General features: G+C 67.7%; 18 protein-coding genes. 8 read left to right on the top strand and 10 right to left on the bottom strand.

The genetic code is table 11. From position 1 onward, the window contains the following. Positions 1 to 2 precede the first annotated feature (2 nt). Complete coding sequence (pcaG, locus tag DIE08_RS00555) at positions 3 to 596, top strand: protocatechuate 3,4-dioxygenase subunit alpha (protein ID WP_124900662.1); 594 nt, start codon at positions 3 to 5, stop codon at positions 594 to 596. 462 nt (positions 597 to 1,058) lie between these two features. On the opposite strand, the gene DIE08_RS00550 is transcribed toward pcaG, so the two are convergent. From DIE08_RS00550 to DIE08_RS00510, 9 genes are all read right to left on the bottom strand, one after another. Beyond that, on the bottom strand, positions 1,059 to 1,838 hold the full coding sequence (locus tag DIE08_RS00550) for a helix-turn-helix domain-containing protein (protein WP_221622472.1): 780 nt from the start codon (positions 1,836 to 1,838) through the stop codon (positions 1,059 to 1,061). A gap of 227 nt (positions 1,839 to 2,065) precedes the next feature. Then, positions 2,066 to 2,893, bottom strand: a complete 828-nt coding sequence (locus DIE08_RS00545) for a M55 family metallopeptidase (RefSeq protein WP_059598884.1) — start codon at positions 2,891 to 2,893, stop codon at positions 2,066 to 2,068. Further along, positions 2,890 to 3,972, bottom strand: a complete 1,083-nt coding sequence (locus DIE08_RS00540) for a P1 family peptidase (RefSeq protein ID WP_124900658.1) — start codon at positions 3,970 to 3,972, stop codon at positions 2,890 to 2,892. The genes DIE08_RS00545 and DIE08_RS00540 overlap by 4 nt, the downstream gene beginning before the upstream one ends. Continuing rightward, positions 3,972 to 4,865 carry a glutathione ABC transporter permease GsiD gene (gsiD, locus tag DIE08_RS00535; protein ID WP_124900656.1) on the bottom strand — a complete coding sequence of 298 codons (894 nt, stop codon included), beginning with the start codon at positions 4,863 to 4,865 and terminating at the stop codon, positions 3,972 to 3,974. Before gsiD ends, DIE08_RS00540 begins: the two co-directional genes overlap by 1 nt. 7 nt (positions 4,866 to 4,872) lie before the next feature. Next, complete coding sequence (gsiC, locus tag DIE08_RS00530; RefSeq protein WP_124628683.1) at positions 4,873 to 5,793, bottom strand: glutathione ABC transporter permease GsiC; 921 nt, start codon at positions 5,791 to 5,793, stop codon at positions 4,873 to 4,875. Between the two features lie 67 nt (positions 5,794 to 5,860). Further along, positions 5,861 to 7,423 (bottom strand): glutathione ABC transporter substrate-binding protein GsiB, encoded by a 1,563-nt coding sequence (gene gsiB, locus DIE08_RS00525; RefSeq protein ID WP_124900654.1) that lies wholly within the window; start codon positions 7,421 to 7,423, stop codon positions 5,861 to 5,863. A gap of 129 nt (positions 7,424 to 7,552) precedes the next feature. Next, positions 7,553 to 9,466, bottom strand: a complete 1,914-nt coding sequence (locus DIE08_RS00520) for a dipeptide ABC transporter ATP-binding protein (RefSeq protein ID WP_124900652.1) — start codon at positions 9,464 to 9,466, stop codon at positions 7,553 to 7,555. Between the two features lie 27 nt (positions 9,467 to 9,493). Then, positions 9,494 to 10,480 (bottom strand): isoaspartyl peptidase/L-asparaginase family protein, encoded by a 987-nt coding sequence (locus tag DIE08_RS00515; RefSeq protein WP_059598879.1) that lies wholly within the window; start codon positions 10,478 to 10,480, stop codon positions 9,494 to 9,496. Continuing rightward, positions 10,477 to 11,427, bottom strand: a complete 951-nt coding sequence (locus tag DIE08_RS00510) for a MurR/RpiR family transcriptional regulator (protein ID WP_059598878.1) — start codon at positions 11,425 to 11,427, stop codon at positions 10,477 to 10,479. The genes DIE08_RS00515 and DIE08_RS00510 overlap by 4 nt, the downstream gene beginning before the upstream one ends. 451 nt (positions 11,428 to 11,878) lie before the next feature. On the opposite strand from DIE08_RS00510, the gene DIE08_RS00505 reads away from it, so the two are divergent. From DIE08_RS00505 to DIE08_RS00485, 5 genes are all read left to right on the top strand, one after another. Further along, positions 11,879 to 13,150: an MFS transporter gene (locus tag DIE08_RS00505; protein ID WP_059598877.1), complete on the top strand. Its 1,272-nt coding sequence runs from the start codon at positions 11,879 to 11,881 to the stop codon at positions 13,148 to 13,150. Positions 13,151 to 13,177: 27 nt separating this feature from the next. Beyond that, on the top strand, positions 13,178 to 15,598 hold the full coding sequence (locus DIE08_RS00500) for a glycoside hydrolase family 31 protein (protein ID WP_124900650.1): 2,421 nt from the start codon (positions 13,178 to 13,180) through the stop codon (positions 15,596 to 15,598). Positions 15,599 to 15,719: 121 nt separating this feature from the next. Continuing rightward, positions 15,720 to 16,907, top strand: coding sequence for a porin (locus DIE08_RS00495; protein ID WP_124900648.1), 1,188 nt, complete (start codon positions 15,720 to 15,722; stop codon positions 16,905 to 16,907). A gap of 283 nt (positions 16,908 to 17,190) precedes the next feature. Further along, positions 17,191 to 19,212, top strand: a complete 2,022-nt coding sequence (locus DIE08_RS00490; protein ID WP_124628692.1) for a BCCT family transporter — start codon at positions 17,191 to 17,193, stop codon at positions 19,210 to 19,212. 58 nt (positions 19,213 to 19,270) lie between these two features. Continuing rightward, a complete protein-coding gene (locus tag DIE08_RS00485; protein ID WP_124900646.1) occupies positions 19,271 to 19,582 on the top strand; it encodes a hypothetical protein in 312 nt (103 codons plus the stop codon). Between the two features lie 90 nt (positions 19,583 to 19,672). Here DIE08_RS00485 and DIE08_RS00480 read toward each other — a convergent pair whose 3' ends face one another. Then, on the bottom strand, positions 19,673 to 20,521 hold the full coding sequence (locus DIE08_RS00480) for a class I SAM-dependent methyltransferase (RefSeq protein WP_124900644.1): 849 nt from the start codon (positions 20,519 to 20,521) through the stop codon (positions 19,673 to 19,675). 181 nt (positions 20,522 to 20,702) lie between these two features. Between DIE08_RS00480 and DIE08_RS00475 the strand changes: the two genes are divergently transcribed. Further along, positions 20,703 to 22,166 (top strand): metallophosphoesterase, encoded by a 1,464-nt coding sequence (locus tag DIE08_RS00475; RefSeq protein ID WP_124628698.1) that lies wholly within the window; start codon positions 20,703 to 20,705, stop codon positions 22,164 to 22,166. Positions 22,167 to 22,336: 170 nt separating this feature from the next. Then, positions 22,337 to 23,662 carry a cytochrome-c peroxidase gene (locus DIE08_RS00470; protein WP_260436446.1) on the top strand — a complete coding sequence of 442 codons (1,326 nt, stop codon included), beginning with the start codon at positions 22,337 to 22,339 and terminating at the stop codon, positions 23,660 to 23,662. Positions 23,663 to 23,722: the final 60 nt, after the last annotated feature.

The following is a 23,722-nucleotide window of genomic DNA, read 5'->3' as shown; positions in this document are numbered from 1 at the left end:
CCATGACGACGCTGAAGCAAACCCCTTCGCAAACGGTCGGCCCGTACTTCGCGTACGGCCTGTGCCCGCAGCAATACGATTACGACCTGAAGAGCCTGTTCACGCCGACGATCGCCACGCCGGAGGCCGAAGGCGAGCACGTGCTCCTGGTCGGACAGGTGTTCGACGGCGACGGCAACGTCGTCAGCGACGCGGTGCTCGAATTCACGCAGGTGGACGCGGCGGGTCGCTATCCCGCGTCGCGTGACGACATCGCGAAGTCCGGTTTCACGGGCTTCGCACGCGTCGGCACGGGCACCGATGTGCAGAACCGCTTCGTCGTACCGACGGTGAAGCCTGGCCGCATCACCGCCGACGAAGCACCGCACGCCAACGTGACCGTGATGATGCGCGGGATCCTGACCCACGCGTTCACCCGCGTGTATTTCGACGACGAAGCTGCCGCGAACGCGGCCGATCCGGTGCTGAACCTGGTGCCGGCCGAACGCCGCGCGACGCTCGTCGCGAAGCGCGACGCGCAACCGGGCCGGCCCGTCGTGTACCGCTTCGACATCCACATGCAGGGGCCGGACGAGACCGTGTTCTTCGACGTGTGACGCGCGAGCCGGCGCGGGCCGGCTGATCACACCGAACCGCCGCGTGGCGCGATACCAATAGGTATCGCGCCACGCGGCGGTTTTCGTTTTCGGGCGCCAACATTCGATGCCGCGCCGCAGCACGTCCGGTCAGGATCGTCGAACGCTCGCGGTTGCCTGCTTCAGACCCCGAAATCGAACGCGCGATTAAAACGCATGCTGCGACTGCACATGAATCGTTGGGGCCGCGCGATATCGTTTGTGCGTTATGCGGCGTATGCTTCGCTATCCGCAGTCCACTGACGGAATTGAATCGGATCAAGCAATAATTTCACGACTCGATGCGCGAACATGGCCCCACTGGCTGTCGCGCATTTTTTCTAACCGAGTGCCTTTAAGCGCGTCTGACCGAAACCTGGCAGGCGCGTTTTTTTCGCCCATGACCGAAACAAGGCACCGCGCCCGCCGCCGTATCCGCTCCGGCTAGCGGCGCGCTTCCAGATACCGGCTCGGCGTTTCGCCGAGAATGCGGCGAAACGCCGACGTAAAGGCGCTCGCGCTCGCATATCCGAGATCGAGCGCGACACGCGTCACCGGCTGCCCGTCGCTCAGCCGTGTAATCGCCGCCAACATGCAGACCTGCTGACGCCACGCGGCAAAACTCATACCGGTCTGCGCGCGGAACAGCCGCGTAAACGTGCGCCGGCTCACGCCCACATCGGTCGCCATCCGGTCGAGATCGGCCGCGATCGACGGCGACGCGAACAGATGCCGACAGATCTTCCCTAGACGCGCATCGGTCGGCAGCGGCGCGTGCAGCGACAGCCGCGGCATCTGCGCGATTTCCGCGATCAGCAGCGCCATCAGCTTGCCCGCCCGACCGTCGACGTCGTACATCGCCGGCAGGTCGATCGCATCGTCGATCAACTGCCGCAAGAGCGGCGACACCCCATATACGCCGCACTGGTCCGACAGCCCTGCGGCCCGGGCCGCGTCTTCGGACACGAACGCGTTGAGCATCGTGACCGGCCCGGTCATCGTCATTTCGTGCCGCACGCCGGCCGGCACCCAGCATGCGCGCTGCGGCGGCACCAGCCAGCGGCCGTGCGGCGTCGACACGCTGATCGTGCCGCGCGACGCAAACGCGAACTGCCCGCGCCCGTGCGCGCGCTCCGGAAACGTCGTACCCGCCGCGTAGTCGTTGGCGGTCGCCACGACGCTACGCGGAATATGCTCGTAGGGATCCAGCAGCGTATTTCTCAAGGCCTGAATTCCATCATGAGTGACCCGACAGCGAAGGCGGGGCACCTTCGATCGGTCTACGATCCGCTCCACGCTTGCGCGACCGGACGGCCGCGAGACCCGACGGCCGAATCGGCCGGATAGCGACTTCATCGGAGCGGAGATGCCCAATACGTTTCATCTCGTGGGGCGTGGACCGACACGGATTTCGGCGACGAGATCGCGGTCCGGCATCCGATCGGCACGCATCACCGCAGCATGAACGACATGGCCGACAGGCTGTTCAGCGTGCGCACCACGTGCTCCACCGACGGCCCGTCGAAGCGCAGCGTCACCGCATCGACCCGCTCGAGCGACGGCAGCACGCAGAACAGATCGGCGAGCGCGGCCGTCTGCACGCGCAACGTGCAAGCAGCCGGCGCGGGCCGATGCGCACCCGCGCGCCAGCCGGACGACAGCGCGTGCGCGACCGTTTCGCGTGCGGCGGTCGCGATGCGCGCGCAGGACGCTGCCGGCGTGAGCGTGTCGCCGCTCGATGCGCCGCCGGCCGTCTTGACCGTCTCGAAACGCGCGTCCGGAAACAGCGGCCGGGTTTCCTCGGCGAACACGTCGTCGCCCGACGCCAGCGCGACGTGCGCGCCATATTCACGCGCCAGCGCGCCGTACAGCCCGGCTTCGCCGAGCTCGACACCATTCAGCCACACCTGCGTGAACGCGAAGTTGTTGATGGTGTGCGCAAGCACGCCGCGCGTCTGCGATTTCGCGTGAAAGCCGATCATGAACACGAGGTCGGGCTGCTGTTCGAGGCCCGCCATCATCCCCAGCGTGCGCGGCTTGCCGAGCACGACGCGGGCACGGGCATCGAGCCCGTCGGGCAGCAGATTGCGGAAGCCGCCATGCGAATCGTTGACCCAGACGGCCTGCGCGCCGCCGGCGAACGCGCCTTCGATCGCCGCGTTCGCCTCGGCGGTCATCCAGCGGCGCGCACGTTCGTATTCCGGATTGCCGGCACGCGTCTGCTCGATGGCGAACACGCCGGCGACACCCTCGATGTCGGTCGAAATCAGAATCTTCATGAATGGATCGGACGTCCTTCGTTACCTTCGTTGAATAACCGATCGAGATCGGGCACCGCGTCGCGCAGCGACTGCCGCACGTGGCCGTCGCGCCCGGTCACGGTCACGGCCTGCAGCAGCGCGTCGGCGATCGCGTGCTCGACGCTCTCGGCCGCCGCCATGAACAGCGGATCGAGCGCCGCATCGGCCACGAGGGCCGGTAGCGCGATGGTCGACGCATCGTGCGCGATCGTGTACGCGGTCGAAAAGGCGAGCGCGATGTCGCCGCTGCCGTGCCCGTAGACCGAACCGGTGCGGGCAAGCCCCGCGCCCGCGCGGCGGGCGAGCCGCGACAGTTGCCGCGCGTCGAGCGGCGCATCGGTCGCCAGCAGCAGGATGATCGAGCCTTGCTCCGGCGCCGCCGCCTGCGCGTCCGCGGCGGCACGGCGCTGCTCGACGATACGCCCGAGCGGCACGCCGCCGAGCGTCAGCATCGGCAGCCGGCCGAAATTCGCGAGCACCAGCGCGCCGACCGTGTACGGCCTGCCGGCCGCGACGGCCACGCGCGACGCGGAGCCGATCCCGCCCTTCAGGTCGAAACACGACATCCCGCGCCCGGCGCCCACCGCGCCACGTGCGAAGTCGCGCGCCGCGGTATTGCAGGCTTCTTCATAATGCGCGGCCGTCACCGCGAACGCCTGGATGTCGTTCAGATAGCCGTCGTTGCACTCGAACACGAGCGGGTTGACGGTCGGCCAGTCGCGGCCGATGTGCGGATTCTTCGCGATCGCCGCGCGGATCTGCGCCTGTGCGACCGCGCCGACGCCGAACGTGTTGGTCAGCGCGATCGGCGTGTCGAGCGTGCCGAGTTCGTCGACCTGCACGAGCCCGACGCTCTTGCCGAAGCCGTTGATCACGGCCGCGCCGGCCGGCACCTTGCTGCGGTAAGGGTCGCCCGGATGCGGCTTCACGACGGTGACGCCGGTCTGCACGTCGCCGGCATCGAGCGTCGCATGGCCGACCGTCACGCCCGGCACGTCGGCAATCGTGCCGCGCGGCCCGGCCGGCAGCGTCGTGCTCCACATCGGAACCGCACGCATCAGCGGCGCTCCAGCTTCGGGTCGAGCGCGTCGCGCAGTCCGTCGCCGAGCAGGTTGAACGCGAGCACGGTCAGGAAGATCGCGAGGCTCGGGAAGACTGCGATGTGCGGCGCCGTCACCATGTCGGCGCGCGCCTCGTTGAGCATCGCGCCCCACTCCGGCGTCGGCGGCTGCGCGCCGAGCCCGAGGAACGACAGGCTCGCGGCCGTGATGATCGACGTGCCGATCCGCATCGTGAAGTACACGACGACCGACGACACGGTGCCCGGCAGGATGTGCCGCATGATGATCGTCCAGTCGGACGCGCCGATGCTGCGCGCGGCTTCCACGTAGGTCATGTGCTTGAGCATCAGCGTGTTGCCGCGCACGAGCCGCGCGAACGCCGGAATGCTGAAGATCGCAACCGCGCAGATCACGTTGACCATCCCGTTGCCGAGGATCGCGACCACGCCGATCGCGAGCAGGATCCCCGGGAACGCGAACAGCACGTCGGCCACGCGCATCGTGATGCGGTCCCACCAACCTTCGTAGTAGCCCGCGAGCAACCCGAAGAACGTGCCGATGAGCGCGCCGAGCGCGACCGAGAAGAAGCCGGCGGCGAGCGAGATGCGCGTGCCGGTGACGATCCGGCTGAAGATGTCGCGGCCGAGCGAGTCGACGCCGAACCAGTGCATGGCCGACGGCCCGGCGTTCAGCGCGTCGTAGTCGAAATAGTTCTCCGGATCGAACGGCACGATGTGCGGGCCGACGAATGCGAGCACGACGAGCCCCAGCACGAAACCGCCCGCGACCAGCGCGACGGTCTGCTTGCGGAACTTGCGCCAGAATTCGCGCCACGGCGTGCGGATCGCGCTCGATGCGGCCGACGCCGCGGGCTGGACAGTCGCGTTCATGCGCGCCTCACTTGAACCGGATGGTCGGGTTGATGACCGCGTACAGCACGTCGACGGTCAGGTTGATCAGGATGAATTCGAGCGAGAACAGCAGCACGATCGCCTGGATCACCGGGTAGTCGCGCATCGTCACCGCGTCGACCAGCAGGCGCCCGAGCCCCGGCCAATTGAACACGGCCTCGACGACGATCGAGCCGCCGAGCAGGAAGCCGAACTGCAGCCCCATCATCGTGACGACCGGGATCATCGCGTTGCGCAGGCAATGCTTGAGCACGACCATCGGCTCGTGCACACCCTTCGCGCGCGCGGTGCGCACGTAGTCCTCGTTGAGCACCTCGACGAACGACGCGCGCGTGAAGCGCGCCATCACGGCCGCGACCGCGGCGCCGAGCGTCAGCGACGGCAGCACGTAGCTCTTCCACGTGCCGTCCGGCACGACGGGCAGCCAGCCGAGCTTCACTGAAAATATCTCCATCAGCAGCATGCCGAGCGCGAACGCCGGAAACGAGATGCCCGACACCGCGATCGTCATCCCGAGGCGATCGGGCCAGCGGTTGCGCCATACCGCCGACGCGATCCCGATCGCCATCCCGAACGCCGTCGCCCAGACCATGCTGATGAGCGTCAGCAGCAGCGTCGGCATGAAGCGCTCGCCGATCTCGGTCGACACCGGACGCTTGCTGCGCGTCGACGTCCCGAAATCGCCGTGCGCGATCTTCACGAAGAAGTTCGCGAACTGCGCCGGCAGCGGCCGGTCGAGCCCGAGATCGGCGCGCACGAGCGCGACCGTCGCGTCGTCGGCTTCCGGGCCGGCCGCGAGCCGCGCCGGATCGCCCGGCAGCAGGTGCACGAACAGGAACACCAGCACCGCGACGATCGCGAGCGTGGGCAGCAGGCCGAACAGGCGTTTGACGAGAAAATTCAGCATGGGGCACCGATCGAATCAGCGCGCCGGCAGCTCGCGCCGCCGGCGCCGCACAACGGGCGAATCGCCGTCATTTCACCGAGATTTCGTCGAAGTTGAACGAGCCGTCCGGCATCACGTACATGCCGTGCAGGCGCTTGCTGCGCGCATAGACGATCTTCTCCTGCACCAGGAAGATCCACGGCGCGTCGGCCCACACCTGCTTCTGCGCGTCGGCGTACAGGGAGGCCTTCTTCGCCTGGTCGGTCGTCTCGAGCGCCTTCGCGAGATCGTCGTCGACCGCACCGTTCTTGTAGTACGCGGTGTTGTAGAGCTTCGGCGGCGCCGACGTGGACGCGAGCAGCGGCGACAGCGCCCAGTTCGCCTCGCCCGTCGAGGCCGACCAGCCGCTGTAGTACATCCGCACCGGTGCCGTCGCCGGATCCTGCGCGCTCTCGACCTTCGCGACCCGCTCGCCGGCCTCGAGTGCCTGCACCTGCACCTTCACGCCGACCTGCGCGAGCTGCTGCTGGACGAACTGGATCAGCTTCTGCGCCGTCGAATGGTTGTACGCGGACCAGAGCGTCGACTCGAAGCCGTTCGGATAACCGGCCTCCTTCAACAGCGCGCGTGCCTTCGCCGGATCGTACGGCCAGGGCCCGAGCTTGGTCGCGTATTCGACGCCCACCGGAGCGACGCCCGTCTGCGGGGTTGCGTAGCCGGCGAACACGACCTTCGCGAGCGCTTCCTTGTTGACCGCGTAGTTCAGCGCTTCACGCACCTTCGGATTGTCGAACGGCTTCTTCTGCGTGTTCAGCGAGATGTAGCGCTGGATGATCGACGGCCGCTCGATCAGCTCGACCTTCGGATTGCTCTTCAGGTCGGCAGCCTGCTCGAACGGGATCGTGAACGCGAAATCGGCCTCGCCGGTCTTGAGCAACGCGGCGCGCGTGTTGTTGTCGACCACCGGTTTCCAGTCGATCGAATCGACCTTCGGATAGCCCTTCTTCCAGTAGCCGGCAAACTTCTTCACCTTCATGTCGTCGGTCTGCTTCCATTCGACGAACTCGAACGGGCCCGTGCCGACCGGATGCAGCGACACGTCGCGCCCCCACTTCTTCAGCGCGGCCGGCGAAATCATCACCGCCGAGGGATGCGCGAGCGTGTTGATGAACGCGGAGAACGGCTCGCGCAGCGTGAAGCGCACCGTCATCGGATCGACCACCTCGGTCTTCTCGATCACGCGGAACAGCCCGTAACGCTTCAGCTTGTTCGCCGGATCGGTCACGCGGTCGAAGTTCGCCTTCACCGCCTCGGCGTTGAAATCCGTGCCGTCGTGGAACTTCACGCCCGGGCGCAGCTTGACCGTGTAGACCTTCGCATCGGGCGACGCCTGGTAGCTCGTCGCGAGCACGTTGACGAGCTTCATGTCCTTGTCGAAGCCGAACAGCCCTTCGTAGAACGACTTGACGACAGCTTGCGACACCGTGTCGTTCGCGTCATACGGGTCCATCGTCGTGAACGTCGAGTACACGGCGACCACGACGTTCTGTTGCGCGAACGCGGGCACGGCGACCGACAGCGCGAGCGCGCCTGCCCCCGCGGCGAACAACGCGCGCGGACGGAACATCGGGAACGAATTCGACTTGTTCATTTTGTCTGGCTCCTGTGGATGATTCGGTAACGCGTGGTGGAAATCGCGGCGTGACTGCATCCGCTCGGGAAAATGACGCCGTTGCCTGGCGCGTGCGCAGCTGCGGTCCATATCCGACTCGCCGTGCAATCAATACGCGCCGCCGACGCGATGCGTCGCGACGTAATGATCGGGGCCGACCGCAACGAGCGGCGCGACGATCGGCTCGTCGCCGACCGCGCGGATCGGGCTCGGAATCTCGTCCGCCGCGAGCTGGCGCGGCGCATGCCGGCGCGCGGGGTCTGCCACCGGCACCGCGCTCATCAGCTTCCTCGTATAAGGATGGTGCGGCGCCTCGAACACCGCGCGGCGCGGGCCGATCTCGACGATCTGGCCGAGATACATCACCGCGACGCGATGGCTGATGCGCTCGACGACGGCCATGTCGTGCGAGATGAACAGATACGCGACGCCCAGCTCGCGCTGCAGGTCGAGCATCAGGTTCACGATCTGCGCCTGCACGGACACGTCGAGCGCCGACACCGATTCATCGGCGATCACGACCTTCGGATTCAGCGCGAGCGCGCGTGCGATGGCGATCCGCTGACGCTGGCCGCCCGAGAATTCGTGCGGATAGCGGCGTGCGGCCTCCGGTGGCAGGCCGACCTTCTCGAGCAGCCAATCGACGCGCGCCTGCGCTTCGCGGCCGCTCGCGACGCCATGTACGAGCAGCGGCTCCATGATCGAGAAACCGACCGTCAGGCGCGGGTTCAGCGACGCGAACGGATCCTGGAAGATGAACTGGATGTTTCGGCGCAGCGCCTGCAGGTCATGACCCTTCATCGCGCTGATGTCGCGGCCGTCGAATTCGATCGAGCCGCTCTGCGATTCGACGAGGCGCAGCAGCGAGCGGCCGGTGGTCGACTTGCCGCAGCCGGATTCGCCGACGAGCGCGAGCGTCTCGCCCGCGCACAGCTCGAAGCTCACGCGCTCGACCGCGTGCACGTATTGCGACACGCGGCCGAACACGCCGCTCTTCACCGGAAACCGCGTGACGAGATCGCGCACCCGCAGGATCGGCGGCGCGGCCGGATCGACGTGCGGCTGCCCGGCGACGGGGGCCGCGACCGCGTCGTTCGCGGCAGATGCCGGCGTGGCCGCGCTCGCGCCGTCCACCTTCAGCAGCGGGAATTTCTCGGGGTTATCGGTGCCCTGCATCGAGCCGAGCCGCGGCACGGCCGCGAGCAGCGCACGCGTATAGCGATGCGCGGGCGTCGCGAAAATGCGTTCGGACTCGCCCTCCTCGACCTTCTCGCCGCGATACATCACGAGCACGCGATCGGCCACCTCGGCGACCACGCCCATGTCGTGCGTGATGAAGATCACGCCCATGTTCATTTCGTCCTGCAGGCCGCGGATCAGTTGCAGGATCTGCGCCTGGATCGTCACGTCGAGCGCGGTCGTCGGTTCGTCGGCGATCAGGAGCGCGGGCCGGCACGACAGCGCCATCGCGATCATCACGCGCTGCCGCATCCCGCCGGACAACTGGTGCGGATAGCGCGCGAACACGCGGCGCGCCTCCGGAATGCGCACGAGATCGAGCAGCCGCAACGCTTCCGCGCGGGCTTCGGTCGCGCTCTTCGACTGGTGCAGCGCGATCGCCTCGCTGATCTGGTCGCCGACCGTAAACACCGGGTTCAGCGACGTCATCGGCTCCTGGAAGATCATCGCGATGTCCGCGCCGCGGATCCCGCGCATCGTCGCCGCGCTCGCCTGCACGAGGTCGACGAGCGCGCCGCCGCGACGCCGCAACGCGATCCGGCCGCTCGTGATCTCGCCGCCGCCATGCTCGACGAGCCGCATCAGCGCGAGCGACGTGACCGACTTGCCGGAGCCCGACTCGCCGACGATCGCGAGCGTCTCGCCGCGATCGACGTGAAACGACACGTTGCGCACCGCATCGAACGTCGCGTTTTCGCGGCGAAACATGACCGACAGGTCGTCGACGGCGACGACGCGCTGCTCCGGCAGCACCAGCGCGGACGGGGTTCGGCTCGAAGTCATGCGAAGGTCTCCTCGTACGATCCGGAATCAGGCCGCATCGTCGCGATAGATGCCGACCACGGGCGTCTCGCCGACGCGTGCGTAGCCGCGATACATCCCTTCCGTGTTGAACGGCATCGCGACGTTGCCGTGCGCGTCGACCGCGACGATGCCGCCGCGCCCGGCCAGGCGCGACAGCTTGTTCATCACGGCGTCGTGCGCGGCATCGGCGAGCGATGCGCCGCGATAGGCCATCTGCGCGGCCACGTCATGCGCGGTCGCGAGCCGGATGAACATCTCGCCCGTGCCCGTCGCGGATACCGCGCAGGTCGCGTCGTCCGCATAGCAGCCGGCGCCGATGATCGGCGAATCGCCGACGCGGCCGGGCTGCTTGTTCGTGATGCCGCCGGTCGACGTCGCCGCCGCGATATGGCCGTGCACGTCGCACGCGACCGCGCCGACCGTGCCGTGCTTGCGATCGGGATCGAGCGGCTCGGCCGGCTGCCCGGCGCCGAACGCGAAGGTCGCGGCATCGTGATCGAGCATCGTGCCGGCCGCCGCGCGCGCCTTGACCCACTGTGCATGACGCGCCTCGGTGTCGAAGTAGCCGGGCTCGGCGAGTTCGAGGCCCTGTGCGGCCGCGAACGCGTCGGCGCCCGCGCCTGCCAGCAGCACGTGCTCGCTCGCCTCCATCACGCGCCGTGCGGCGAGCACCGGATTGCGCACGCGGGTCGCGCAGCAGATCGCGCCGGCCGCGAGCGTCGTGCCGTCCATCACTGCCGCGTCGAGTTCGTGTTTGCCTTCGGCCGTATAGACGGCGCCGCGCCCGGCGTTGAACAGCGGACAGTCCTCGAGCAGCCGCACCGCGACGGTGACGGCGTCGAGCGCGCTGCCGCCATCGGCGAGCACCTGTTGCGCGGCCAGCAGGATCGCGGTGAGTTCGGCGCGGTACTGGCGTTCGGTGTCGGTGTCCATCGCATCGCGCAGGATCGTGCCTGCACCGCCATGAATCGCGACGATCGCGGGTGAAGTCATGATTTTTTCGTACCGGAGGAAGAAGGGGTGGCGGCCGGCGGCACCGCTTGCGGGTGGATCAGCCACGGCAACAGGAATTCGGTCATTTCGGCGGCGGACTTCGCGGAGCGGTGCGTGCGCAGCGCGACCGCGTCGATCAGCGCCTCGATCATCGTCAGCACGGCCGCCTCCGACGTGGCCGCGAAACGCCGTTCGGCCTTGACGTACAGATTCAGCGACGCGATCGGTGCAAGCGGCGAACCGGGCCCGTCGGAGATGCCGAGCACGCGCGCGCCGCGCGCGGCCGCGCGGCGGGCCAGCTCGATCGTGTCCTTGACGTAGCGCGGAAACGCGAGCGCGATCACGAGATCGCGCGAGTCGGCCGTGTACAGGCGCCGCGCCGCATGCGACGGCCCCCCGAGCAGCGCGAGCGACTGCACGTTGTCGTGACACACCGACAATCCGTGTTCCATCAGCCCGGTCAGAAACGCGCTCGAACCGGCGCCGAGAATCAGCACGCGCCGCGCGCCGACGATCGCCTCGACGGCCGCCTCGACGTCGGCCGCATCCAGCTGCGCACGCGTGTTCTCGATGTTCGCGACGGCCTGGTCGAACACCGCGTCGATCCACGCTGCGCCGCGCACGCCCTGCTCTTGTTCCTGCTCCTGCGCGGAACGCAGCCGCTCGACCGGGCCGAGCGTCGCCTCGAAGCCGCGCACGAGCGCCGCGCGCATCGCCGGATAGCCGTCGAAACCCAGCGCCTTCGCGAAGCGGTTCGCGGTCGCGATCGACGCATTCACGGCCTGCGCCAGCTCGTCGATCCGCATCGTCGCCGCGCGAAACGGATTCGCGAGCACGAACTCGCCCATCCGGCGGTGGATTGGCGTCATCCGCGGCATGGCCGAGGCGATGCGCTCCGCGATCGCGGATTCCTCGTGACTGGCATCGTGCGGAACGAGAGGCGTCATTGCGAATGGTTTTGCAAGGTTGATGAAAATCAATTTACACAATCTGCCGACTGGAAAAAAATAAATTTTCATCAGGGTTCCCACGCCCTCCTGCCGGACCCGCCTGATGCAGTTGGTCGTGCGACGACCGCTCGATCGCCGTCCAGCCGGCATTCGCCGCCCTCGTCGCGCAACGCATCGAGGATCCCGTCCGCGAACCTATCGGGAATACCCCGAGGATGTTCGTTCGAATGCAGATTCACGTTGACCTGATTCGAATTCGAACATAGGATGCTCGAAAATGATCAGTCGTCAGATAACGTTGGCTTTCAATAGCAGCGAAATGTTCGATCGAATGCGCCAATTCCGGTAAAAGCCAGGTGAATCGGCCGCCCATCAAGATCGGACATCGTACAAATATGACCGCATAAGACGCCCCAGCCGGGCGACTTGCATGGCTCAGGAGACAGCAGTGAAAACAGTCAAGGCGTTGCGCTGGTGGATCATCGTGCTGGTATGTCTCGGCACGATCCTCAACTACCTCGCGCGAAATTCCCTCGCGGTGCTCGCACCGGAACTGAAGCAGGTGTTCGCGATCTCGACGCAGCAATACTCGTATATCGTCGGGGCGTTCCAGATCGGCTACACGATCATGCAGCCGGTATGCGGGTTCATCGTCGACCTGATCGGCCTGCGGGTCGGGTTCGCGCTGTTCGCGATGCTGTGGTCGGTGGTCGGCGTCGCGCACGGCTTCGCGTCGGGCTGGCTGTCGCTCGGCATCCTGCGCGGCTTGCTCGGGCTGTTCGAGGCCGCCGCGATTCCGTCAGGGATGAAGGCCGTCGCCGAATGGTTTCCCGATCGCGAGAAATCCGTCGCGGTCGGCTACTTCAACGCGGGCACGTCGCTCGGCGCCGCGATCGCGCCGCCGCTCGTCGTGTTCCTGTCGATGCGATTCGGCTGGCAATCCGCGTTCATGGTCACCGGCGCGCTCGGCTTCGTGTGGGCCGCGCTCTGGTACACGCAGTACCGGTCGCCGGCCGATCATCCGCGCATCACTTCACAGGAGCGCACGCTGATCCGTGACGGCCAGGCCACGATGCCGGCCGCGTCGAAGCGCCGGATTCGCGACGTCGTCACCGCGCGCCGTTTCTGGGCGATCGCGCTGCCGCGCTTCTTCGCGGAACCCGCGTGGCAGACTTTCAGTTTCTGGATTCCGCTGTACCTCGCCACCGAACGCCACATGGCGCTCGCGCAGATCGCCGTCTTCGCGTGGATGCCGTTTCTCGCGGCCGATCTCGGCGGCATCGCCGGCGGCTATCTGTCGCCGTACCTCGCGAACCGGTTCAGGCTGCCGCTCGTGTGGTCGCGCGTCGCCGGCGTCGCGCTCGGCGCGGTGCTGATGCTGGGGCCGGCGATGATCGGGCTCGTGTCGTCGCCGTACACGGCCATCGGCCTGTTCTGCGTCGGCGGCTTCGCGCACCAGATGATCTCCGCGCTCGTCAACACGCTGTCGGCCGACGTGTTCGATCCCGAGGAAGTCGGCACCGCCAGCGGCTTCGCGGGCATGGCCGCGTGGATCGGCGGGCTCGGCTTCTCGCTGCTGGTCGGCGCGCTCGCCGACAAGATCGGCTACGCACCGCTGTTCGCGTGCCTCGGCCTGTTCGACATCATCGGCGTCACGCTGCTCGCGGTGCTGATCCGCGGGCAGTCGAAGCAGGAACGCCTGCTCGCGCAGCACGCCTGACCTCCGTCTTCACCAGGAATCGCTTTCATGACTTCGCTTCTTCATCCGCCCGTGTTCCACGTCGCCGACCGGCAGGCGAACCGTGTGCTGCTCGCGTCCGACGCGGACGCGACGCTCGAGATCTTCGTGCTCGAGGACGACATCGTGCGCGTGCGCGTGCTGCCCGACGCGACGGCGCGCAACCCGCGCACCTGGACCATCGCGCCGGGCCTCGACGACGTGCCGCTCGAAGGGCGCGACCGTCTCGACCTGAGCGGCTTCGCGCAACCGGCCTACGACTTCGTCGAAGACGACGGCGGCGTGCGCATCGAAACCGCGCAGATCCGCCTCACGGTAAGCCGGCAAGGCGGCCATTGCACGTGGTCGATGCGCGGCGCCGACGGCACGTGGCGCGTCGTGCTCGCCGATCGCGCGACGCAGGCGTACAACTTCGGCTGGTGGGACGATCGCGCCTATCACTACGTCGCTCGCGAGCGCGGCGACAAGGTGTTCGGTCTCGGCGAGCGCGCGGGCGACCTCGACCGCAGCGGCGCGCGCTTCGAGATGCGCAACATCGACGCGATGGGTTACAGCGCAAAGCACACGGACCCGCTCTACAAGCACGTTCCGTTCTACGTCACGTGGTCGCCCGGCGCGTGCCAGGGCTTCGGGCTGTTCTACGACACGCTGTCGGATTGCGCGTTCGACATGGGCCGCGAGCTCGACAACTACCACGGGCTCTACCGCTACTTCGTCGCCGAGCACGGCGATCTCGACTACTACTTCATCGCGTCGCCCGACACGCCGCTCACGGCTGCGCGGCGCTTCACGTGGCTCACCGGGCGCCCCGCGCGCACGCCGAAATGGGGGCTCGGCTATTCGGGCTCGACGATGAGCTACACCGACGCGCCGGACGCGCAGCGGCAGATGAACCAGTTCGTCGAGCGGTGCGAATCGCACGACATTCTGTGCGATTCGTTCCACCTGTCGTCGGGCTATACGTTGATCGGCGAGAAACGCTACGTGTTCAACTGGAACCGCGAGAAGTTTCCCGACGCGAAGGGATTCGTGAAGCACTACCGCGACCACGGTATCCGCCTGTGCGCGAACATCAAGCCGTGCCTGCTGCGCGACCACCCGGCGTTCGACGACGCCGCGCGGCGCGGGCTGCTGATCCGCTCGCCATCCGGCGAACCGGCATGGGTGCAATTCTGGGACGAGGTTGGCGCGTATCTCGACTTCACGCAACCGGACGCCTACGACTGGTGGCGCGAGCAGGTCACGTCGGCGCTGCTCGACTACGGGATCGAGTCGACGTGGAACGACAACAACGAATACGAGATCTGGTCGCCCGACGCAATCGCGCACGGCTTCGGGCAGCCGTTTCCCGCACGCGAGGCGAAGGTGCTGCAGACGATGCTGATGATGCGCGCGTCGCGCGACGCACAGCGCGCGCATGCGCCGGCGCGGCGGCCGTTCCTCGTGTCGCGCTCCGGCGGCGCGGGCATGCAGCGTTATGTACAGACCTGGTCCGGCGACAACTACACGTCGTGGGAAACGCTGCGCTACAACCTGAAGATGGGCCTCGGGCTCGCGTTGTCGGGCGTGTCGAACATCGGTCACGACATCGGCGGCTTCTCCGGCCCCGCCCCGTCGCCCGAGCTGCTGCTGCGCTGGGTGCAGTTCGGCATCTTCATGCCGCGCTTCAGCATCCATTCGTGGAATGACGACGGAACCGTCAACGAACCGTGGATGTATCCGGAGATCACCGCGCGGATCGCGTCGCTGCTCAAGCAGCGCTACCGGCTGCTGCCTTACCTCTATCACCTGCTGTGGCTGTCGACCACGCGCTACGAGCCGGTGCTGCGGCCGACCTTCGGCGACTTCCCCGGCGACCCGCGCTGCTACGACGAATGCGACGACATGATGCTCGGCGACGCGCTGCTGGTCGCGCCGGTCGTCGAGCCGGGCCGCACGGAGCGCGAGGTCTACCTGCCGTCCGGTGCACGCTGGCTGTGCTGCGCGAGCGCGCAGTCGTTCGACGGCGGCGCGAACGTGACGCTGCCCGCGCCGCTCGACACGCCGGTGATGCTGTTGCGCGAAGGCCGCGTGCTGCCGCTGAACGTCGCCGAGCAACGGTTCGGCGCACGCGCGGACACGCGCGGCTTCCTCGTCGCGCCGCGCATCGAGGACGGCGTTGCGTACGGCGAATGCGTCGAGGACGACGGCGAAACGGAAGCATGGCGCGACGGCGAATACGGGCTGTGGCGCGTCGAGACCGGACGCACGGCGTCCGGCGAACTCGGCGTGTCGGTCCGCTGGGATGGCCGCATGAACCGCCCTGCCGGGCGCGTGGAGATCCTGCTGCCGGCATCGCTGCAGTGCGCGCTTGCCGTGCGCGGTGCGTGCGTCGAACACGATGCACGGGACGGCGCGTGGCGTCGCGTCTTCGTGGCACTCGACGACTGACCGCGCAAGCGCGGGACGACGCCGAACCCTCAGATCGGGCGGGCCGCGCACACGGCCCGCCCCTCCACCAAAGAGGAGGCCGATCAGCCTCCCGCCCCTTGAAGAGACTTGGAGATCGTTAATGAAAGCATCGCACAACTATTCTGCAATCCTGATTTTATCGGCCGCGTCGCTCGGCGCTTCCGCCGCCCGTGCGCAGAGCAGCGTGACGCTGTACGGCGTGGTCGACGATTCGCTCGCGTACGTCAACAACCAGCAGGGCCACTCGAACATTTACATGCGCGACGGCAACCTGTATGCGTCGAAGTTCGGGCTGCGCGGCGACGAGGATCTCGGCGGCGGCACGCACGCGATCTTCGACCTGCAATCCGGCTTCAACCTGAACACCGGCGCGCAAGCCGCCGCCGGCACGATCTTCAACCGCCAGGCCTTCGTCGGGCTGCGCAACGATTATTACGGCACGGTGACGGCCGGCCGCCAGTACACGCCGTACTTCCTGCTGGTCGGCCCGTACGCGTCGAGCAGCTGGCTGACCGGCGCGACGGGCGCGCATCCGGGCGACATCGACGGGCTCGACACGACGATCCGCGTCAACAATTCCGTCACCTACACGTCGCCGACCTTCTCCGGGCTGACCGCGAGCGCGATGTACGCGTTCGGCGGCATCGCCGGCGCGACCGGCAAGGGCAACACGTTCAGCGCCGCGCTGCGCTATGCGAACGGGCCGGTCGGGATCGCGGCCGGCTACCTGCGCATCAACAGCTCGGGCTCGTCGGCGGGCTTCCTCAATCCGGCGACCTCGGCTTCGGGCAGCTTCGCGGTGTCCGTGCTGAACCAGGGCTACCTGACCGCGAAGGCCGTCGAGCAGGTCGCAGCGGCCGGCAACTACACGCTCGGCAACCTGACGATGGGCCTCAACTACTCGAACGTGAAGTACCTGCCCGGCAACGGCTCCGCGTTCACGGACACGGCCGTGTTCAACACCTACGGCGCGCTCGCCGCGTACCGCTTCACGCCGACCTTCTCGGTGGCCGGCGCGTTCGCGTACACGCTCGCGTCGCAGGCGAACGGCGTGTCGGACGCGGCCCGTTACCAGCAGTATTCGCTGAAGGAGTCGTACAGCCTGTCGAAGCGCACGACGCTCTATGCGCTGCAGGCGTACACGCATTCGAGCGGGCGGACGCTCGGCGCTCTGGGCGCCGGCCATATCGTCGACGCGGCGCCGATCGTCGGCGATTCGCAGCAGCTCACGCCGTCGACGACGCACGGCCAGTTCGTCGGCATGGCCGGGATCGCCATGACGTTCTGAACCCGTACGGCTGCGTTTCCCCTGCTCGAGCCCCGGACGATCCGGCATCGTCCGGGGCGCCGGTTGACGTTCGTCGTCCACCTCTTTCGCACGCCGCGCGCAGCGTGCGGGTTTTCGCGATCGCCCCGATACCTTACAATTCGTCAGGTTTATCCCTGCTGCATATCCCTTCATGCAGTCCTGACACCGCGGTACACTCGGCGCACGCCGTATCAGGGTCCGTCGCGCGCCATGCGCGCCGGGCGGCGTCGCGCCTCGTTGCGCCCACAACTGGATGCCAGCCATGCCAGATTCCCGTTCCTCGCCCCGCACGACATTCAAGCCGCAGGTCGTGCTGCCCGCGCTCGCGGTCATCGGTGCACTGCTCGTCGTGTGTGCGCTGCGCCCGAACGAAGCAGGCGCGCTCTTCTCCTCCGGCCAGCAATGGGTCGTCGCGCGCTTCGACTGGTTCTACGTACTCGCCGTCACCACGTTCCTCGTGTTCCTCGTGCTGATCGCGGCAAGCGACTTCGGCAACATCCGGCTCGGCCCCGACGACGCCGAGCCCGAGTTCAGCTTCCTGTCGTGGACAGCCATGCTGTTCGCGGCGGGCATGGGCATCGGCCTCATGTACTTCGGGGTTGGCGAGCCGATGCAGCACTTCCTGAAGCCGCCGACCGTCGACCCCGGCACGCCGGCAGCCGCGCGCGAGGCGATGCTGATGACCTTCTTCCACTGGGGCTTTCATGCGTGGGCGATCTACGGGCTGATGGGGCTCGTGCTCGCATATTTCGGATTCCGCTACAACTTGCCGCTGACGCTGCGCTCCGGCCTGTATCCGGTGCTGCGCGAGCGCGTGAACGGCTGGATCGGCCACGCGGTCGACGCGTTCGCGCTGGTCGGCACGGTCGCGGGCATCGCGACGACGCTCGGCTACGGCGTGATGCAGTTGAGCGCGGGCCTGCATACGGTCGCCGGTTGGGACACGAGTGGCAACGCGTTCCGCATCGGGCTCGTCGTGATCGTCGTGATCCTGGCCGGCGCATCGGCCGCGAGCGGTCTCGACAAGGGCGTGCGGCGGCTGTCCGAGCTGAACCTGCTGCTGGCGTTCCTGTTGCTCGCGTTCGTGGTCGTCGCGGGCCCGACGTCGTTCCTGCTGCGCGCGCTCGGCGACAACATCGGCCAGTACCTGTCGAATCTCGTCGACCTGTCGTTCCGCACCTATGCGTACGCGCCGCCGCGCGAGGAAGGCTGGTTCGGCGGCTGGACGATCCTCTACTGGGCATGGTGGGTATCGTGGTCACCGTTCGTCGGCATGTTCATCGCGCGCATCTCGCGCGGCCGCACGATCCGCCAGTTCGTGATCGGTGTGTTGCTCGTGCCGACCGCATTCAATCTCGTGTGGATGACCGTGTTCGGCAACAGCGCGATCTGGCTCGACACGCATGGCGCGGCCGGCGCGCTCGCGCAAACGGCCGGCAGTGTCGATGCGTTGCTGTTCCGTTTCTTCGATTTCCTGCCGCTTCCGCAGTTGCTGTCGATCGTCGCGATCGTGCTGATCGCGGTGTTCTTCGTCACGTCCGCCGATTCCGGCGCATTCGTAATCGACCAGATCGCGACGCGCGGCACCGCGCATTCGCCGGTCTGGCAGCGGCTGTTCTGGGCTGCGCTGCTGGGCGTGACGGCGGCCGTGCTACTGGTCGCGGGCGGGCTCGGCGCGCTGCAGGCGATGACGTTGATCGCCGCATTACCGGTCGCCTTGATCATGCTCGCGCTGTGTTACGGGCTGTGGCGCGGGCTCGCGGCCGATCGCGCGCACTATTCCCAGGACGTCGCGCCCGCGACGAGCTTCTGGACCGGCCAGCACTGGCGCCATCGCCTGACCCACATCCTGCGGCAGACGACCGAAGCCGACGCACGCCAGTTCGTCGCGGAAACCGTCGAGCCCGCGCTGCGCAAGGTCGCCGACGAGTTGCGTTCGAGCGGCGTCGACGCACACGTGCAGCGCGACAGCGACGACGCGGTGCGGCTGACCGTGCCGACCGCGGAACACCGCGATTTCGTCTACGGCGCGCGCGTGACGGCGAAATCCGCGGCGGCCTTCCTGGTACGCGAAGCGGCCGAGCCGGATGCCGAGCGTCCGCACGTGTACGGCATCGTCACGTTCTTCGAGGACGGCCGGCTCGGGTACGACATCGAATATCTGCGCGGCGACGAACTGATCGCTGACGTACTGCGTCAATACGAACGCTACGTCTCGCTAGCAGCCGACCAGCGTACGCATCTGCTGAGCCGCGCGCCGGGACACGCAACGGAGGCCGAATGAATCCGACCGCTGCGTTCCTCTCGTCGAGCCGACGCGCGGCAGCCGACGGAGCCATGCCATGAGCAGCCTCCTGAACAATCGCACCGGCGATTTCATCGCGCTCGCGACGCTCGCGGTGCTTTACCTCGGCGGCGTCGGCCTTGCGCTGTGGCGGATCCGCACTGCCGCCCCGCGCGGCAAGGCTTACTGGATCTTCTGCATCGCGCTGCTGGCCGGCGGCGCGATCGCGATCACCGCCAACCTGTCGCCCGTGCCGAACAGCGGCGAGATGCCGCCCGGTTTCGCACTCGGCGTCGAGGCGGTGCTGCTCGGGCTCGCGCTCGTGGCGGCCGGCTGCGCCTGGCTGATGTTGCGTGCGAGGCGCGACTGATACCTGCCTTTTGCACGGCGCCGCAGCCTCGTCACGCATGAACGGCAACACGCATGCCGAACAACGGGCTGCCGCCATTTTCCCGATGCATCATGCAGACGGCGCCCGCGCGGTGACGAGCCAGCACGCCGCGTCGAAGCAAAGGTTCGCGTCCTGCACATAGCGCCCGAACGCAGCGCGAACCGTATCGATCACGCGCCGGCGCGTCGCGTCGTCCACCTGACGAAGCGCGAGCCCGACCGGCCCCAGTCGCGCGATGTAGTCGTCCAGCTCGGACACCGGCAACGCGCACGCGATATCGATCGGCTCGATCGCGATGTCGGCCCAGCCGCTGTCCGACAATACCGACGCGATCCGTTGCCGGTCGCCGAACGCGAATTGTCCCGGCGCCCCCGGCTGCCGCGCCGGCATGGCGGGCAGCAATGGCGCCGCGACACGCTCTGCCGTCGTCATGAACGGATTGTCGGCGGCGCCGCGCCATGCGACGAATCGCAGTTGCGCGTTCGGGCGCGCCGCGTGCCGCAGGTTCGCGAAGGCCTGCACCGGATCGTCGAAGAACATCACACCGAAGCGCGACACGATCAGATCGAACTGCCCCGGCGCAAACGCATGCGTCTGCGCATCGGCATGCACGAAGTCGGCATCAACGCCCTCGCGTTCGACGCGTGCCCGTGCAGCGGCGATCATCTGCGCCGAAATATCCAGGCCCGTACAGTGCGCGTGCGCGCCAATCCGCCGTGCGATCGCGAGCGTCACCGCGCCGGTACCGCAGCCGACGTCGAGCACGCTGCTCGCGGACGCCGCCACCGCCCCATCCGCGAGCAATACCTCGAACGGCTCGAACATTCGGTCGAGCGAGCGCTGCGCGTCGACCCATGCCAGCCCCGACGGGCCATTCCATAGCGCAGACTGCGCTTCGTTTGTCCGGTTTCCTTCCATCGTCGATTCTCCTTTTGTCCGCATCGTTGACCGTGATCCGAACTATGCTGCTTCAAGCCGGCTTGAGGTCAAGCCTGCGAACGCGGCACGACTCGCGCGCCGCGTCGGTCTTCGCACCCCATCCTTCACAATTCTTACATTCGTGTTCCGTATCGTTGACGGCTTTCCTACGGTGCCTCCCATGCGACGACTCCTCTCCCGCGCGCTGTTCGTGCGCTGCGCTCCGCTTGTTGCCCTCGCGGCGCTGTCCGCGTGTTCGAATCACATCGATACGCCCGCCGACCCGGCCAGTGCCGCGATCAACGTTCAGGCCGCGTGGGTCGAGATCGGCGATGCGAACCAGGCGATCGCACGCGTGGTCACCAACTACAGCCCCGTGTCCGCGAGCGATCCGCTTTGTCCGCAGCTGTCCGTCGACGGCAAGCTGTCGCGCATGACGCTGCGTGCCGGCGCCGCGACCATCGCGCAACGTCCGACGGCGAGCGCCCCGGCCGACTCGAAACCGTCGAGCTTCCCGGTGTCGGTCTGCGAAGCGATGCTGCCCACCGATGCACAGGCGGCGAGCGTCGCGGGCCGCGCGCTGCCGCTGCCGAAAGCGCAGCCGCAGCGCATCGCGATCATCGCCGACACCGGCTGCCGGATGAAGAAGGCCGACAACGCATGGCAGGCGTGCAACGACGCGACGGTCTGGCCGTTCGACACGATCGCGGCGAGCGTCGCGAAGCTGTCGCCGGACCTCGTGCTGCACGTCGGCGACTATCACTACCGCGAAAACGCGTGCCCGCCCGACATCGCCGGCTGCAAGGACAGCCCGTGGGGCTACGGCTGGGATACGTGGCAGGCCGACCTGTTCCGCCCGGCCGCGCCGCTGTTCGCGAAGGCGCCGTGGGTCGTCGTGCGCGGCAACCACGAGGAATGCGCACGGGCTGGACAGGGCTGGTACCGCTTCCTCGATCCGCACCCGTATTCGGCAGCCCGTTCGTGCGACGATCCGGCCAACGACGACGACGCGAACTACTCGGATCCGTATGCGGTGTCGCTCGGCGGCGGCACGCAAGTGATCGTGTTCGACACCGCGAAGGTCGGTCGCAATCCGCTGAAGACGACCGACGCTCAGTTCCGCATCTATCAGAAGCAGTTCCAGACGGTCGCGTCGCTCGCGTCGAAGGCCGGCATGTCGACGACGATCTTCACGAACCACCATCCGATCCTCGCATTCGCGCCGATCGCCGGCAGCACGCCGGCGCCGGGCAACCTCGCGCTGCAGTCGGTGATGGCGAGCCTGAACGCGCAGGCGTACTACCCGCCCGGCATCCAGGTCGCGCTACACGGGCACGTGCACGACTTCCAGGCGATCAACTTCTCGTCCGGGCATCCGGCGACGATCGTGTCCGGCAACGGTGGCGACAACCTCGACGTCGCGCTGCCCGATCCATTCCCGGCCGGCCTGACGCCCGCGCCGGGCGCCGTGATCGAACGACTGTCACACCACAACAGCTTCGGTTTCCTGATCATGGAGCGACGCGCGGCGCCGGCGACGGGCTGGGTGTTCCATGCGTATTCGGCGGCCGGCAAGCTGCTCGCGTCGTGCGACCAGTCGGGCAACACGCTCGCATGCGACAAGACGGGGTTCATCGCGCCGTGAGTGACGAAGTTCGATTGAGTGATGATCTGACGAATTCGACCGGCCGCCGGCGACGGATGGCCGGCTCGCGGATGCGGACGGTTTCGTCGGTGACCGCTGCCGCGCATCGGGTTTGCGCCTCGGTTCCGGTCGCCGGCGGTGGCCGGACGCTACGCGTGCTTGCCGCCGCCCTGCTCGCCGGCGCGGCGCTCGCGGCCCATGCCACACTGTCCGAGACGATCCTTCTTCCCGGTGCGCCGTCACGCGTCGTCGGCACGATCGGCAACGGCACGCCGCAGGTGACCGGCAAGGTCGACGCCGCAGCCGCCCGTTTCGCGCCCGATCCGACGCTCGTCGCGCTGGGCCGCCGGATCTTCTTCGATCCGCGGCTGTCCGAGCCGCGCGGCATGTCGTGCGCGGGCTGCCACGATCCGGGGCGCGCGTTCGCGCCGACATTGTCGGCCGCTTCGCTCGCGGGGCCCGGCGTGCCGGAAGGCAGCCGCCACGGGCGCTTCAGCGTGCGCAACGCGCCGTCGTTGCTCTACGTGCGCTACGTGCCGCGCCGCCACTTCTACCAGGATGACGACGCGCCCGCGCCGTCGCCGTTCGGCGGCCTCTTCAGCGACGGCCGCGCGGACACGCTCGCCGAACAGATCCGCGGGCCGCTGTTCGATCCGAACGAGATGAACAATCGATCGCCGGCCGCGCTGCTACGCAAGGTCGACGGCACCGAACTGGCGGACGATCTCGCCGCGCGCTTCGGCGCATCGGTGCGGCGCGACCCCGAACAGCTGGTGCGCGCGCTGGGCTCGGCCGTCGAGGCGTATCTGCAGAGCGACGACATGGCGCCGTTCACGTCGCGCTTCGACGCGTACCTGCGCACGCGCAAGCCGCTCGCGCCGGCCGAGATGCGCGGCCTGGCGCTGTTCCGCAATCCTGACAAGGGCAACTGCATGAGTTGCCATACGCTGACGGAGACGTCGAGCCGGCCGGAGCGCTCGCTCTTCACCGATTTCGGCTACGACGCGATCGCGGTGCCGCGCAACCGCGCGCTGCCCGCGAACCGAGATCCGCGCCATTTCGACAACGGCCTGTGCGACACGGCCGCACGGCTGCGCTGGCCCGAGCCGACGCAATGGTGTGGCTATCTGCGCACGCCGGGGCTGCGCAACGTCGCGGTCAAGCAGACGTTCATGCACAACGGCGTGTTCACGACGCTGCGCGACGCGGTCGCGTTCTACAACACGCGCTCGACCGACCCGGGCTACTGGTATCACGGCGCCAGGACGTTCGACGACGTGCCGGCCGCCTATCGCGGCAACATCAACGTCAATTCGACGCCGATGAACCGCCGGCCGGGCATGCAGCCCGCACTCACCGACTCGGAAATCGACGACATCGTCGCGTTCCTCGGCACGCTGACCGACGCGCGCTACGCGAACATCATCCCGCCCGCCGCGCCTGCCGCCCGGATTACCGGATCGCCTGCTGCCCGCACACCGGCGCCGGTGCGTTAAACGCTGGCCGAACGGCCAGGCGCATGCGCGCCCGCTTGCGGCCGCCTCATATACTGGTTA

The sequence above is a fragment of the Burkholderia sp. Bp9004 genome (assembly GCF_003858025.1).
In the GTDB taxonomy this organism is placed as follows: Bacteria; Pseudomonadota; Gammaproteobacteria; order Burkholderiales; family Burkholderiaceae; genus Burkholderia; species Burkholderia diffusa.
Note: the sequence above shows the minus strand (reverse complement) of the source record. Positions and strands in the feature narration are given on the sequence as shown.